Annotated in this window: 12 protein-coding genes; 4 read left to right on the top strand and 8 right to left on the bottom strand. The window is 31.5% G+C overall.

The genetic code is table 11. The annotated features are described in order from the left end of the window. Window positions 1–20: 20 nt before the first annotated feature. From Q0820_RS03495 to hemA, 6 genes are all read right to left on the bottom strand, one after another. On the bottom strand, window positions 21–554 hold the full coding sequence (locus tag Q0820_RS03495) for a GNAT family protein (RefSeq protein WP_298485132.1): 534 nt from the start codon (window positions 552–554) through the stop codon (window positions 21–23). A gap of 5 nt (window positions 555–559) precedes the next feature. Further along, window positions 560–1,303, bottom strand: coding sequence for an EI24 domain-containing protein (locus tag Q0820_RS03490; protein ID WP_298485131.1), 744 nt, complete (start codon window positions 1,301–1,303; stop codon window positions 560–562). A 103-nt stretch (window positions 1,304–1,406) separates the two neighbouring features. Then, window positions 1,407–1,700 carry a hypothetical protein gene (locus tag Q0820_RS03485; RefSeq protein WP_298485129.1) on the bottom strand — a complete coding sequence of 98 codons (294 nt, stop codon included), beginning with the start codon at window positions 1,698–1,700 and terminating at the stop codon, window positions 1,407–1,409. Window positions 1,701–1,757: 57 nt separating this feature from the next. Then, window positions 1,758–2,780, bottom strand: a complete 1,023-nt coding sequence (gene hemE / locus Q0820_RS03480; RefSeq protein WP_298485127.1) for a uroporphyrinogen decarboxylase — start codon at window positions 2,778–2,780, stop codon at window positions 1,758–1,760. Window positions 2,781–2,874: 94 nt separating this feature from the next. After that, entirely contained in the window at window positions 2,875–4,458 is a 1,584-nt protein-coding gene (hemC, locus tag Q0820_RS03475) for a hydroxymethylbilane synthase (RefSeq protein WP_298485124.1), read from the bottom strand. Next, entirely contained in the window at window positions 4,451–5,710 is a 1,260-nt protein-coding gene (gene hemA, locus Q0820_RS03470; RefSeq protein ID WP_298485122.1) for a glutamyl-tRNA reductase, read from the bottom strand. Before hemA ends, hemC begins: the two co-directional genes overlap by 8 nt. A 205-nt stretch (window positions 5,711–5,915) precedes the next feature. Here hemA and Q0820_RS03465 point away from each other — a divergent pair, with 205 nt between their 5' ends. Together Q0820_RS03465 and Q0820_RS03460 are read left to right on the top strand one after the other, a co-directional pair. After that, window positions 5,916–6,803 (top strand): AraC family transcriptional regulator, encoded by an 888-nt coding sequence (locus Q0820_RS03465; protein WP_298485120.1) that lies wholly within the window; start codon window positions 5,916–5,918, stop codon window positions 6,801–6,803. 119 nt (window positions 6,804–6,922) lie between these two features. After that, a complete protein-coding gene (locus Q0820_RS03460; RefSeq protein ID WP_298485118.1) occupies window positions 6,923–7,696 on the top strand; it encodes a ThuA domain-containing protein in 774 nt (257 codons plus the stop codon). Window positions 7,697–7,880: 184 nt separating this feature from the next. Here the strand turns inward: Q0820_RS03460 and Q0820_RS03455 are convergent, their stop codons facing one another. Then, window positions 7,881–8,720: an N-acetylmuramoyl-L-alanine amidase-like domain-containing protein gene (locus Q0820_RS03455; protein ID WP_298485117.1), complete on the bottom strand. Its 840-nt coding sequence runs from the start codon at window positions 8,718–8,720 to the stop codon at window positions 7,881–7,883. A 28-nt stretch (window positions 8,721–8,748) separates the two neighbouring features. Next, window positions 8,749–12,264: a TraB/GumN family protein gene (locus tag Q0820_RS03450; protein ID WP_298485115.1), complete on the bottom strand. Its 3,516-nt coding sequence runs from the start codon at window positions 12,262–12,264 to the stop codon at window positions 8,749–8,751. Between the two features lie 195 nt (window positions 12,265–12,459). Between Q0820_RS03450 and hemH the strand changes: the two genes are divergently transcribed. Together hemH and Q0820_RS03440 are read left to right on the top strand one after the other, a co-directional pair. Beyond that, the gene (gene hemH / locus Q0820_RS03445) at window positions 12,460–13,491 is read left to right on the top strand and encodes a ferrochelatase (RefSeq protein ID WP_298485113.1); all 1,032 of its coding nucleotides are present in this window, start codon (window positions 12,460–12,462) and stop codon (window positions 13,489–13,491) included. After that, complete coding sequence (locus Q0820_RS03440) at window positions 13,491–14,876, top strand: MATE family efflux transporter (RefSeq protein ID WP_298485111.1); 1,386 nt, start codon at window positions 13,491–13,493, stop codon at window positions 14,874–14,876. The genes hemH and Q0820_RS03440 overlap by 1 nt, the downstream gene beginning before the upstream one ends. The last annotated feature ends 3 nt before the right edge of the window (window positions 14,877–14,879 follow it).

Here is a 14,879-nt window from a genome sequence, read left to right as displayed (position 1 = left end):
TTTAAACTCAAGACTAACCATTACTTACAACGTTCGTATAACTCCATATCTAACGAATCTTCATTAGGAGGAGTATGTTCTTTAGGCAACGTTTTTTGCCATGTAAAGTTACATTTTAAAGCAACTCTTATACTTGCGGTATTTGTTTTATGTACTATTATTTGCAGCGTTTGTAAAGCTTTTTGACTAAAAGCCCATTTTGTTAAAACCGTAATGGCTTTACTTGTAATACCTTGCCCTTCATAATTATACCCTATACAATAGGCTAGTTCTCCTTGTTTAGTTTGCCAGTTTAGTTCTTTTAAATAAATTATACCGATTATGTTTTTTTCTAAATTGCTTCGGAGAATAAATAGGTACTCTTGGTTGTTTAGAAACTCTTTTGCTTTTTTATTTGTAAAAATAGCAGCTAGTTCTGGAGTTACATTTGCTGCTAATGTTACAGGGAAATAGCGTTTTAATCTATCCGAATTAGAGGTGACAAAATCGCATAAACCCCAAGCGTGTTTTTCTTGTATTGGTTCTAGGTAATAAGAATCAAAATTCAAGTCCACTAGATTTAATGTTTTTGATTTTCTAAAATAGCCACAGTTTGTTTAGAAGCTGCTGTTACGGATAGAGGTAAGACTAAAATAATTCCGATAACAGGAATTAAAAGAAATAACATAAACACCATACCATTACCAATAGCAAACCCTTTATTCTTTTTTACAAATTGAATACTTTCTTTATACTTAAAATGACGTTCTAAGGTATAATCCATATTACCAAAACCTGCATAATATGCTTGAACCAAAAATATTAAAATGGTAGATGCAATACCAATTACTGGAATAAAGCCTAAGATTATAAGTGGAATAGTAAATAAAATCTCTTTCCAAAGATTTCTTAAGTTTATTCTAACACCTCTCCAAAGTTGGTCATTAAAAGAAGTTTTTCTATGCTCGTGGTTTGTATTTTTTGTAAAATGCGCTTCAATTTTTTCGGATACAGGACTCATAAAGGGAGCAGATAATGCCATTACAATATGCTTATAAAGTACAAGTCCAAGGAGAATTACCGTTGCACCACCAACAAAATTACTTATAGAGGTAAAAGTTTCTTTTCCCCAATCCCATCTCCAAATTTTGGAGATAAAAGCGCCAATATCGTCCGCAAGTGTATAGCTAGTAAAGCCAATAAAAACAGCAGTTACAATACTAATACCAATGGGTATAAAAAAATATTTCCACAATTTTAGTTGTGCAATAAGTTTAAAAGAATTGGCGTAAGAAGTAATGCCTTTTAAAATATTTTTTATCATAACAGTTTAGCTGTGTCCAAAGTTGAGGCAAGGTTACATTTTAAATTTCTTCTGCGTAATCCTTTGCGTCTTCTTTAATTATGATTAGATAATTTCAAATTTATTATTGCTTCGCTTTTTTTGCATAGTCAAAACAATCTTGCATTCTCGATTGCTCATTCTCAAGTATCTTTTCAGTACTAATAGTTGAATTTTTATATTTTTCTCCTATATTTTCAATAGCACATTTGCAATACTTTTCAGCAATGTTTTTATCAATATTGGGATTAGTCGCCATGAATTTATTAGTACAGTTTTCTATATCCGTAGATAATGAATCATTTTTGACTTTAAAGTAATCGTAGATATTATAACCAATTACTAAAATGACAATTACAAGTCCAATATTTTTTTTCATAATAGATTTTTCCTACCTAGATATAATAATACAAAAAATAGGCAAAAGAAAAGAGTACTATTCTTTATACTCTTTTACGGCATCTATAAATGCTTTTGCGTTTTCTAATGGTATGTTAGGTAAAATTCCGTGCCCTAGATTTACAATGTATTTGTCTTTACCAAACTCAGTAATCATTTGGTGTACCATCTTTTTTATTTCTGCTGGTGGGGATAATAAACGAGAAGGATCAAAGTTCCCTTGTAGTGTAATATTTCCTCCGGTTAAGTAGCGAGCATTACGTGCAGAGCATGTCCAATCTACCCCTAATGCAGAGGCGCCAGATTTTGCCATATCATTTAAGGCAAACCAACACCCTTTACCAAAAGCAATTACAGGAGCTTCTTCTTTAAGAGCATCTATAATTTGCTGTATGTATTGCCAAGAAAATTCTTGATAATCTGTTGGCGAAAGCATTCCTCCCCAAGAATCAAACACTTGTACCGCATTAACTCCTGCTTTTACCTTTTCTTTAAGGTAAGCAATAGTAGTATCGGTTATTTTTTGCAATAGAGAATGTGCTACCACAGGTTGTGTAAAGCAAAGCTCTTTAGCTTTATCAAAGTTTTTACTTCCCTGTCCTTGTACACAATAGCATAAAATAGTCCATGGAGAACCAGCAAAACCAATTAAAGGAATTTCATCATTTAATTTTTCTTTGGTCATTTTTATAGCATCCATAACATAGCCAAGGGTGTCTTGAATATCTGGAACAATAACACTGTCTAAATCTTTTTGCGAACGAATAGGGTTTGGTAAATATGGGCCAAAATTTGGTTTCATTTCTACCTCAATATTCATTGCCTGCGGTATTACTAAAATGTCAGAAAACAAAATAGCAGCATCCATACCATATCTTCGTATAGGTTGTACTGTAATTTCGGAAGCTAATTCTGGAGTTTGGCAACGGGTAAAAAAGTCATATTTTGCTTTAATTTCCATAAACTCAGGAAGGTAACGCCCTGCTTGTCTCATCATCCAAACTGGTGGCCTTTCTACAGTTTCTCCTTTTAATGCTTTTAGAAATAAGTCGTTCTTCATATTATATACTGCTATTGGTTTCTTGCTATTGGCTAATGGCCTTTAGCTTTTTGCTTTTAGCTATTTTTAATTATAGTAATTGGACTATCATTATTTACTTGGTAATAAAATCAGAATTTGCCAACGTAATAACACTTTCTACGGTACGCATTTTAGCTACTTTAACTTCTGTAAAATGTTTTCTAGCTTCAGAAGCTGTGGTTTCTCCAATGCAATATGCAATTTTAGTATTGTTGTTAATCTTAATATAACTTTGTACCCCAGAAGGACTAAAAAATAAGATGCCTTTAGTGTCTTCTTCTACAGTTCTTGGTGCAAGTCTTGTTTGGTATGCTTCAATCTCTGTAACGGTAATATTACTCTCCGTCAATAAATTTGGTAAAGTATCTAAACGAATATCACCACAAAAATAAGTAACCTCTTTATTTTCTAGATTTTCTGCTAAATATTCTGCGAGTTTTTCGGCATTTGGAGCACAATAGGTTACTTCGCCAATTCGTCTTTCAATTAAACGTTTGGTTTTACGACCTACGCAATAAATATTCTCAAATTGTAATTCGCTAGCAGTAACGTTTTGTATTAGCGCTTCAATTCCGTTTTTACTTGTAAAAATTACATTCTTATGCGGCGTTTTTAAAACGGGTCTTGGAATTCTGGTAAGCTTTATTTTTATAAAATCTTCAGAATCTACACTTACTGTTGGGTCAAACATTTGCGTTTGTTCTGGAGTAAGCTTTTTAGTAGCATATAAAGTAGCAGCAGTTGGCCCATCATTAAGTTGTCCCATAAGGCGCTTACCACCTTTTTCTAATACTTTATGTGCTAAATCTTCTCCAAGAGTTTGGTGTTTTCCTAGTTTAACAGATTTTGCTACCTCTATTTTTTGTTTTCCGTCTTTAGATAGTAAAACCCCTTTAAAAACAACTTCTTCTTCCTTGTTTATGTAGGCAAAAGCACCTATGGGAGCAGTACAACCACCTTCTAAAGTTCTTAAAAATTCACGTTCAATACCAACGCAGGTATCTGTAGCTTCATGATTTAATTCGGATAGGATTTCTCTTAATTCCTCATTTTCTTCTTTGGCAACTACCATTATTGCTCCTTGTGCAGGGGCAGGAATCATCCAGGTAAGTCCAATAGTATTTTCTGGTTGTAAATTTATACGGTCTAAGCCTGCAGCTGCAAAAATAGCACCGTTCCAATTATTATCTTCTAGTTTTTGAAGTCTACTATTTACATTTCCTCTTAAATCTACTACAGTATGCGTAGGGTAGCGGTTAAGCCATTGTGCTTTTCTTCTAAGACTTCCGGTTGCAATAATACCTTCTGGAGACCCTAAAAATTCTTCATTGTCTTTAAAGGCAAGAATGTCCATGTAATTTGCCCGTTTTAAAACAGCAGCTTTTACAATACCTTTAGGTAATGCTGTTGGAACATCTTTCATAGAATGCACAGCAATATCTATATCTCCATTAAGCATTGCTATATCTAGGGTTTTGGTAAAAATACCAGTTATTCCTAGCTCATATAGCGGTTTGTCTAATATGATGTCTCCTGTAGATTTTACGGCAACAATTTTGGTGTTGTGGCCTAGAGCGTCTAATTGTCTTTTAACGTAATTTGCTTGCCATAGTGCTAGTTCACTATCACGAGTACCTATTCTAATGGTATTACTCATTTGTGCTTACTTGTAGTTGAAATACCTTTTGAATTAATTCTAGGCTTTCGTCTGCATCATTGCCAGTTTCTTTTAAATGATTGGCAAATTGCTTGGTTATTTTTTGAATTATGCGGTTAGAAATTGCATCTGCATGTTTGGAATTAAAATCAGTCAGTTTTTTAGAATGATAATCTAATTCTTCTTCCTTCATTGTTTTAAGCTTTTTGTTTAAAGCTTTAATTACAGGAGCAAACTTTCTGCTTTCTAACCATTGAATAAAGTCTTCTTTTACTTCTTCAATAATTTCTTCTGCTTGCGGAATAAACTGCTTTCTACGTTCTAAAGTCTCATCGGTCATTTGTGATAAATGATCTAAATGAATAACGGTTACATTTTCTAGCTCTGCTGTAGAATTATCTACATTTTTAGGGATAGATAAATCTAGAATTAGTAACGGTTTTTTAGTATGTATTAAATCTTTAGAAATAGTTGGTTGGTTAGCACCAGTAGCAACAACAAGAACATCTGTGGTTCTAATTTCTGTTTGTAAATCACCATAATCCTTCACCATTAAATTAAATTTACCAGCCACTTTTTCGGCTTTATCTTTGGTTCTATTAATTAAGGTTATATTAGGGTTTTTGGTGTGTTTTATAAGGTTTTCACAAGTGTTTCTTCCAATTTTACCTGTTCCAAAAAGTAAAATCTTTTTTTGCGAAATATCTGGAATAGTTTTTAAAATATATTGTACTGATGCAAAAGAAACAGATGTTGCTCCAGAAGATATTTGTGTTTCGTTTTTTATGCGCTTACTTGCTTGAATAACGGAGTTACATAAACGCTCTACAAACGGATTTGCAATTCCTTGCTTTTTAGAACGGTTAAAACTTTGTCTTAACTGACTAATTATTTCAAAATCTCCAAGAATTTGACTGTCTAAACCTGTGCCAACTTTAAAAAGGTGCGAAATAGCATCGTTGTTTTTATACACATACGCTACTTGTTGAAATTCTTCTACGGTACCTTGTGTATTATCACAAAGCATTTTTATTAATTGAAAAGGATGTTGCGCAAACCCATGTAATTCTGTTCTATTACAAGTTGATGTTGCAAGCAAGCCATCTATTCCCTCCACTTTTGCTTCCGTTAGTATTTTTTGCATTGCATTTTCATCTAGACTAAATTTTCCACGCATTTCTGCATCAGCCTTTTTATAATTAAGACCAATGGTGTAGAAAGAGTTGTGTTTAGAAATGTTATAATCCTTCATCTAAAATTGTGAATGCACGCAAATGTAAATTCATTGTTTGGATAAAAATAACGCTAGAGGAACTATAAATATCGATTCAAGGGTTTTGAGCCTTTAAACGATAGATTTTAGATAAAAACCTGTATTTTAGCAGTAAATATTAAGGTTTTTTACTATTTTATTTAGAAAGATTCTAAATAAAAAACAATTATAAATTCCAAAAAATATGGAAGAAAATGTCGCTTCAGGTTCCTTTAACGAGGTGTTGTTAGAACAAGGGTTTTATGTGCTAAAAATACAAAATGATTCTTCTGATATTCAGAAGGTTACAAGAGACATAAATAGTTCTTATATTCAATTTCATTTTTGTTTAAAAGGAAGAGCAAAATTTGTTTTTAATGATGGGAGGTACGCTTTAGATGTTTCTGAAGAGAATTCCTTGTTACTTTACAATACACAGATAGATTTGCCTATGAATTTAGAATTGCAACCAAGCTCTTGGTTAGTGTCTATTGTAATGACTATTAGAAAGTTTCATTCTTTATTTTCTACAGAGGCTAGTTATATTCCTTTTTTAAGTCAAGAATTTAAAGAAAAAAAATATTACTCTCAGGACCCAGTGTCTCCTGCTATTGCTGTAGTACTAAGCCAGATAATGAGTTACAATTTACATCCATCTATAAAAGGATTGTACACAAAAGGGAAGGTTTACGAGCTTATATCTTTATATTTTAATAAAAGCACCGATGCAGATATAGAACAATGTCCTTTTTTGGTAGATGAGGACAACGTAAAGCGCATAAGAAAAGCTAAAGAAATAATGATAAACCATATGGCAGAACCACCAAGTTTACCAGATTTAGCAAAACAAGTAGGTATAAGCCTTAAGCGTTTAAAAGAAGGCTTTAAGCAAATTTATGGCGATTCTGTTTATAGTTTTTTGTTTGATTATAAGATGGAGCATGCACGTCGCCTTTTAGAATCTGGAGAACATAATGTTAATGAAATTGGGTTGCGTATAGGGTACAGTACGTCAAGCCACTTTATAGCAGCTTTTAAGAAGAAATATGGTACTACCCCTAAAAAATATGTAATGTCACTTTCTAATTCTTAAGTTAATTGGACTATAATGATATTTAAAACTTTTTAATGAAGCAATACAAAATTTTATATACACTTATTTAGTAAATAGATTACTTTTAAAAATATATAATCTTATAAACCTAATAGAAAATGAAATTTATTATTAAAACTGCGCTCCCCTTTTTATGTGTATTGTTTTTGACAAATTGTGGAGAATCTAAAAAATTAGTTTCTACTAAGAATAATAAAAGCATAGAACCATCTATAGATAAAATATTAGTTTTTACTAAAACCAATGGATACCGCCATAAATCTATAGAAAAAGGAGTGCAAACTCTTAAAGAATTAGGTGCTAGTAATGCGTTTGTAGTTACGCAAACAGAGGATTCTCTAGACTTTAATACTGCTAATTTAAAAAACTATAAGACCGTTGTTTTTCTTAATACCACAATGGATGTTTTAGGAACTGAACAAGAAAACAGTTTTAAAAAATATATTAATGACGGAGGTAGTTTTATGGGAATACATGCTGCTTGTGATACAGAATATGAATGGCAATGGTATGGAAAATTAGTAGGAGCCTATTTTAATGGGCATCCTAATAACCCAAATGTAAGAGAAGCATTAATTAATGTTGTAAATAAAAAACATGCTGCTACTAAGCATTTAAATGATACTTGGAAAAGGGCAGATGAATGGTATAACTACAAAGAGATAAACCCAGATGTTAAGGTTATTATGAAGTTAAATGAAAACTCCTATGAAGGTGGTACAAATGGAGAGAACCACCCAATAGCCTGGTATCACGAATTTGATGGTGGTAGAGCTTTTTATACCGGTGGGGGCCATACAAAAGAGTCTTTTGATGAACCAGATTTTAGAAAACATCTTATTGGAGGTTTGTTTTATTGTCTTGGCAGATAAGAAGGTGTAGAAAAACAAAACCAACTATGCAGTTGGTTTTAAAAATTATAAATTAAAAGTCTTTTCGTACTGGTTAAGACTTTTTTTAGTTTTTTTCCGATGAAATGCAAATATTAATGTAATTGTATGGGGCTATTACTCCTATACAAACTAAGTGGTTTGCAAATTAGGTAAGGTTTAACTTTTATAAAGCCCTACAAACCATAATCCCTGTATTGTTTTTTATCTTTTTAAGGTAATCTACTAGTGGTTCTTTAGATATTTTAACTTCGCCAGAAGAAGAGGCATGTAATAGGTGAATTCTACCATCTTTTTCTCGTATTGCAATTCCGGTGTGTGTAATATCTAATCCTTTTATAGCCGTGGTAAGTGCTATTATATCTCCAGATTTAATTAAATGTTCATTTGCTTTAATTTGGTCTTGTTCTAAGATGCAAATAGCCTCATTATTTAAAAATTCTTCGGAGATTTTTATTTTATCAAAGTTTGTATCATTATCCTTTAGAAAAGGATACAACTCTCTATGCGTGCTCATAAAATTAATGGTCTTATTTATTTCTATGCCGCCAATTTCAGAAGTTATATTTTTAATTAAACCTTTCTCCTCGTTATTTGCAATCCATTCTGAAAAGTAGTGCAACCTAGAGGCATAGCCATTACGTTTACCATCTTTATATCTTATATTTTCTAAAGTTTTGGTAAAAGAAGTAAAATCTGTTTTTTCATTTTTTAATAAAAGACTAAATGCCAAAACGTTTTCTACATAGGTAGTGCAATCTAAACCTTGAAAATTAATAACTAAGGGCTCGTTTTCATCAATTTCTAAGGTTTTGGCAACGTAAGGTGTTCCTAAAAAAGTTTTACCTACAGCAGTTATTGTTTTACCAAATTCTTTTTCTAGAAAACCATCAACAGCTATTATTTTTGTCTCAAAGGTTTCTTTGTCTTGTATAGAGCAAACAAGTTCTTGTGAGAAAGTAGTAGCGGTAAAAAGAATAAAGAATAGAAAATTTGCAATTTTCATAACTGTTTAGAATTTTAGCCAAGGTATGTTAAAATCCGTGATAACCATAACCACCATATCCATTTGGTCTATATATAACCGCTCTTTTATGCTTTTCTAATAAGAATTCTTCAGTTACATACCTAATAGTATCATCATCTGTATCTGTGTCTTCTATTCGCATGCCACGGTTTTTATACACTAGATTAGTTTGTATGCCTTTTCCTTTTTCAAAAACAAACATATGCAGACTATAATTTTTATCATAATCTTGGTTATTTCTTTTCTTGAAAAAATAAGCAGAAACCTGTTTTCCTTCATAATCTAAAGTTTCATTACACAAGTATTGTAGTTGTATTTTATCTTTTTCATATAGTATATTTTGAAAAAGTAATGCTTCTGCTATATGTTTTTGTGTTTTATAGGTAGTGGGAAATAGTTGTAATTTATTTACATTTTTTAATTTGTTGTATAATAGTACTCTAGATTGTACATCAATAGCAAGTTCATTTAAAAGATTGTTTGGTATAGCTTCATTATTATTTGCAAGTAAAGTTACGTAGGTGGTTTTTATATCTGCATCTTTTACCATTAGTAGTTGTGTATAAAATTGTGTCACAGATTTTTCTTTTCTAAAAGGGAAAAGAAGTGTAACATAATCTTCTAAAATACTACTAGTTTTATTTTGAAGTGTTGCATATCTATTTTGATTATACGTAGCATTATCTGCTCCTAATTGTCTTTTAAGAAGTATTTTGGCGTCATTTAAAATTTGCTTTTTATACTTTTTATATAGGTTAGGTTTAACAAACCTATTTGTTTTAAGTTTGGCTAAAAGTGAAAAAATAGGCAGTTTGTATTCTTCTATTGCACTGTATTCTAGAATTTCTGGAAATAATTTTTTTGCTAGGTTTAGGCTATCATTATACGGTCTAAAAATAGAATTAATTTGATACTGGTTAGAAATTAATGGAAGGTCTGTGGACATTAAACTTAACATTAAATCAGTTGCGTCTTCCTCTTCTTTATTTGCTAATGCTTTAAGAATTTTGGCTTGTGCATTAGAGTTACTATAAGATTGGGTGTAAAACTCTGTGTAAAACTCTTTAAGATTGGTGTTTTTAATTTTAGATAACTCTCTAATTAAATAGGGCTGTACTTCTTTTTGGCTATCTGTAAATGCATGCCTAGAAATATAATGTTTTAATTCGCTAAGATGTTTCTTGTTAAATTTTACAAATTTGTAACCTTCTGTAGCTAGGCTGTCATTATTTTTTAGAGCATTAAAAAAATCTGGTGTTTTGTCTTGTAAAATGTCTTTTCCAATAATTGTATCTAGTGGTGTAAAGTTGGAATAAAAGTTAGCTACAAAGCTGGTGGTTTTTACTAAAGTGTCTATTGGGGTTTTTAATTCCCAAAGTAATCCGCCTTTTATTACATTTTTAATTAAAATACCCCTAGTACTTGCAGTATCTGTTAGGGTTAATTGTAATTCATAAGTGTTTTTATCTAAAATTTTTTGTGTAGCATTTTTAATGGCAAATGTGTTTTTGGCATATAAACGCTTACGAAGTGCCCAAACGGAGTCAATGTTTTGGAACATTAGTAAATCATGGGACTTATTTACTTCTACCCAAATTGCTTCCTGGTTTTTATTGCTGTAGACTGTTTTTTTATTAAAGGCATCATACTCTTTAGTTTTTTTATCATTATAATAATCTTTACTACTTTCTACAAACTTTGGAGGCGTGACATTAGTTTTTGTACTAAAATAAAGAGCAGTATCTACTACAGTAGTAAATGGTTTTTTATATTTTGTTTCTTGTAGTTTTAAAGAATTAAAATAGTTTAAAGCCTCTTCGTTATCCTTAGTTAAAACACCTAGTAAGTAATAATTGTTATTAGCAAGCACTGATTTAATATAAAGTGTTTTATTGCTTTTAAAAAATGGAGCACTAGAACTTAATGTTCTATCTTTTACAGGATTATATTGCGGGGTTAGTTTTAAATCTTGATAAAATCTTTTTTGTATTTGTTTAAGCTCAAAAGAATCTTGCTCAATAAAATTAAAATCGTTTAAACTTGCTTTTTTAAGAAAGTAGTAAGAATCTTTTATACTATCATAGCCTTCAATAAACCTATTGCCACCTCTAGATGCATTTGTAAAATTATATAAAGAGGGCATTTTTATTTTAAAATCATTAAAACCAGAGGTAACAGTCACCATTTTAGGGTTCCTATTTTTAAAAGCAATACTGTTAAAAATAGTGTCCGAGAATTGAGAAACAAAATTACCTTCTCCCCCCATTTTAAAAATTATGATTTCTAACGGAGTTTTATAAATTTGATAGCGTTGCACATCTCCATTTTTAAGCTTGTTTTTAATATCTAGACCCTTATACCCGTTTCGGTATATTTTTGTTTTTTCAAAAATTTTCCCTGGAATATTTTCAAAAAGTAAATGATCTATATCTTCTAAAGAATAGGTGTGCTCTTGCTTTAGAAAAGAGTGTAATGGTATTCTGTTAATTACTACAAAGCTTCCGTTTGCTAAATCTGGTGAAACATAGGTTGTTTTATTTACAGAGCTAATAGGATAAATTTTATTAGGTAAAAGAAGGCTAAAAAAATGGTCTTCTACTTCATGAGTGTTATAAGAGTTAATCTTTATTTTATCTTCAATTTTTTCTTTTAATACCTTCCCTTTATTACCTGCTCTAGAAGTTAGCGGTTTTACAGTATAGCCTTTCTTTTGTAGCAGGTCTATAACACCATTTTCTCCAGGTAAATGTGCAGCGCCTATGCCTGCAAAGACCTTGCCTAATTGCATAACAGAGTCTAAACTCTTTGCCATATTATGGTTTCTTATATGAAGCATATTCTCTATATAATAAGGTGTATACATGGCTCTGTCTATAGAATCTAAAAGACTAATATTTCTTTCTCTATAAGCGTCTTGCAACATAAACATAGGATCTTGTTGTTGCATTCTTTTTAATAACCACTCGTCTGGCTTTTGTTTTATTGGATTTTTACTTGCCCTAGCAACTAGGGTGGCAGACTCTTCCATATCCTCTAGAGCAACTATTTTTTTATCAAACTTTTTCCCTGCTTGATAAATAAACATATCTAAATAAGTCTCTTCTTCAAAATTCTGAGAAAAAGAACTAGTTCTGTATAAAATATTATTAATAATACGGTCTTCTGCAGCTAGGTAAGATGCAATATTTTCTTTTCTAGGATTATTTATTAAAAAAGGATACGTGTAAAAACCTTTGGTCATAAGTCCGCTTCCAACACCATGCATAGAACCTCCATTAATATCATCATTATCTAGCCAAGTATTAGGATCAGACTCTAGCGCAATGATCTCACTTTTATCTAAAGCATCGTAAAAAACATCATCTAAACGAAAAGCAATTTTTTTACTCACATGCATGGTTCCATAGAGGTAAGAGCTTTTTTGTAAGCCGTTTCCCGAAATTTCCCATAAAAGACTGTTTTTTTCTTGAGCTTTTATACTAAGACATATAAAAAGGGTAAACAGGGTAATTTTTAAGTGCATAAAAGGTAAATATTTGGCAAAGTATTTAAAAATACCATGCTATAGTACAACAAAAGGTAAATTAACTTTTTGTTATAATTAGTTGTTTATGGAACTATTTTATTGGTAAACCTTATAATACTATTAATAAAGTCTTTGATTATCCTAACGTATATTCATTACAAGTAGTATTTTTGTTTTTAATAAAAAGAACAGATGAAAGGAATATTACTAGTTAACCTTGGGTCCCCAGATAGTCCAACCCCAAAAGATGTTAAGCCTTATTTAGATGAGTTTTTAATGGATGAAAGGGTAATAGATGTTTCTAAATGGTTGCGTAATATTATTGTTCGGGGTATTATTTTGCAAACAAGACCTAAAAAATCTGCCGAAGCATATAGTAAAATTTGGTGGGAAGAAGGGTCTCCATTAGTAGTAATATCAGAAAGGTTTACGGAAAAAGTAAAACAATTTGTAGACATGCCTGTAGCCTTAGGAATGCGTTATGGAAGCATGACCATTAAGAATGCACTACAAGAATTAAAGGACAAGGGTGTAGATGATGTTTTACTTGTTCCTTTATACCCGCAGTATGCTATGTCTTCTTATGAAACTGTTGTTGTAAAGACAATGGAAGATAAAGATGCTTTTTTTCCAGAAATGAAGTTAACTACTTTGCCAGCTTTTTATAAGAATAAAGAGTATATAAAAGTCCTTTCGGAAAGTATAGCAGACGGACTTAAAGATTTTGATTACGATCATATTTTATTCTCCTACCATGGAATTCCAGAAAGACATATAAAAAAGAGTGACCCAACTAAGTTTCATTGTAAAATAGATGGTAGTTGTTGTTCTACAAATTCGGTAGCGCACCATACTTGTTACCGTCATCAATGTTTTGATGTTACAGAAAAAGTAAAAGCATATTTAGGATTACCAGAAGATAAAGTAAGCTTATCTTTTCAATCTAGACTACCAAATGATCCTTGGTTAAAACCGTATACCGATTTTGAGTTTGAACGTTTTCCTAAAGAAGGAAAGAAAAAATTGGCAGTTATAACCCCAGCTTTTGTTTCCGACTGTTTAGAAACTCTAGAAGAGATTGCAATGGAAGGTAAGCATCAATTTCAAGAAGCAGGTGGGGAAGATTATAAACACATTCCTTGTTTAAATGATAGGGATGATTGGGTACAAGTTATGGTAAAATGGCTTAAAGACTGGCAAGAGAACGAACTACTCCCAGCATAATGGAAAAAGTATCATCAGAACAACTAGGTTCTGAGCCTATAGGGAAACTGTTGGTTAAGCAAGCTGTACCAGCAGCCATAGGGATACTAGTAATGTCTTTAAATGTTTTAGTAGATTCTATTTTTGTTGGTAATTGGATTGGTTCTATTGCCATTGCTGCCATAAATGTAGTACTCCCAGTTTCTTTTTTTATAGCCGCTTTAGGAATGGCAATTGGTATTGGAGGTTCCAGTATAATATCTCGTGCTTTAGGCAGTAATAATTTAGAAAAGGCACTCAAAACTTTTGGCAATCAAATTACACTTACTTTTTCCATTACCCTAGTATTTATAGCGTTTGGATTATTCTTTGTAGAGGATTTAATTCCTGCTTTTGGAGGAAAAGGAGACATCTTTGATCCTGCAAAAATTTACTATGTAATTGTATTATATGGCGTTCCTCTTTTAGGTTTTTCTATGATGGGTAGCTCTGTTATTAGAGCAGAAGGAAAGCCTAAATTTGCAATGGTAGCACTTATAATACCATCTATAGGAAATCTATTTATGGATTATATTTTTATCTACGTTTTAGATTGGGGAATGCATGGAGCAGCATGGGCAACCAATATAGCATACCTTTTAAGCTGTAGTTATGTGGCTTATTTTTTTGTTTCAAAAAATTCAGAATTAAAATTAAAGTGGAAATATCTTAAGTTAGATGTAGAGGTATTAAAACAAATTGCCTCTTTGGGTTTTGTTACACTTTCTAGACAGGCAGTAGTTAGTATTATATATCTTTTAATGAATAATATCCTCTTTAATTTAGGAGGAGAAGCAATGGTTGCGGTTTACGCAATTATAGGCAGAATGTTAATGTTTGCGTTATTTCCAGTATTTGGAGTAACACAGGGTTTTTTGCCTATTGCAGGGTTTAATTATGGAGCGCATAAGTTAGATAGGGTTAGAGAATCTATTAATACTGCTATTAAATACGCAGCAGTTTTGGCTACTGTGGTTTTTTTAGGTTTAATGATTTTTCCTACCGAGATTACTTCATTATTTTTAAGTAACAACCATAACCTTACGGCAAAAGAGCTAGCAACAAATGCATTTGTTTTAGAACATACACCATCTGCAATGCGTTGGGTATTTGCTGCAACACCAATAATTGCAATACAATTAATTGGAGCAGCCTATTTTCAAGCAATAGGAAAAGCAATACCAGCTTTATTACTAACATTAACAAGACAAGGATTCTTTTTTATACCTTTAATTTTAATACTCCCAAGCTATTTAGGAGAATTTGGAGTTTGGATTTCCTTCCCAATTTCTGATGTTTTAGCTACACTAGTAACAGGGTATTATTTAAGAAAAGAAGTAAAGAAAAATTTAATAGTAAAAACGTAATTA

Source organism: uncultured Maribacter sp. (genome assembly GCF_947495965.1).
Lineage (GTDB): Bacteria > Bacteroidota > Bacteroidia > Flavobacteriales > Flavobacteriaceae > Maribacter_B.
Note: the sequence above shows the minus strand (reverse complement) of the source record. Positions and strands in the feature narration are given on the sequence as shown.

Bases quoted from the DNA above. Each gene is read 5' to 3' on its own strand.
- hemH (WP_298485113.1), top strand. From the start codon at position 12,460: ATGAAAGGAATATTACTAGTTAACCTTGGGTCCCCAGATAGTCCAACC.
- hemA (WP_298485122.1), bottom strand. From the start codon at position 5,710: ATGAAGGATTATAACATTTCTAAACACAACTCTTTCTACACCATTGGT.
- Q0820_RS03455 (WP_298485117.1), bottom strand. From the start codon at position 8,720: ATGAAAATTGCAAATTTTCTATTCTTTATTCTTTTTACCGCTACTACT.
- Q0820_RS03460 (WP_298485118.1), top strand. From the start codon at position 6,923: ATGAAATTTATTATTAAAACTGCGCTCCCCTTTTTATGTGTATTGTTT.
- Q0820_RS03465 (WP_298485120.1), top strand. From the start codon at position 5,916: ATGGAAGAAAATGTCGCTTCAGGTTCCTTTAACGAGGTGTTGTTAGAA.
- Q0820_RS03490 (WP_298485131.1), bottom strand. From the start codon at position 1,303: ATGATAAAAAATATTTTAAAAGGCATTACTTCTTACGCCAATTCTTTT.
- hemC (WP_298485124.1), bottom strand. From the start codon at position 4,458: ATGAGTAATACCATTAGAATAGGTACTCGTGATAGTGAACTAGCACTA.
- Q0820_RS03485 (WP_298485129.1), bottom strand. From the start codon at position 1,700: ATGAAAAAAAATATTGGACTTGTAATTGTCATTTTAGTAATTGGTTAT.
- Q0820_RS03450 (WP_298485115.1), bottom strand. From the start codon at position 12,264: ATGCACTTAAAAATTACCCTGTTTACCCTTTTTATATGTCTTAGTATA.
- Q0820_RS03440 (WP_298485111.1), top strand. From the start codon at position 13,491: ATGGAAAAAGTATCATCAGAACAACTAGGTTCTGAGCCTATAGGGAAA.
- hemE (WP_298485127.1), bottom strand. From the start codon at position 2,780: ATGAAGAACGACTTATTTCTAAAAGCATTAAAAGGAGAAACTGTAGAA.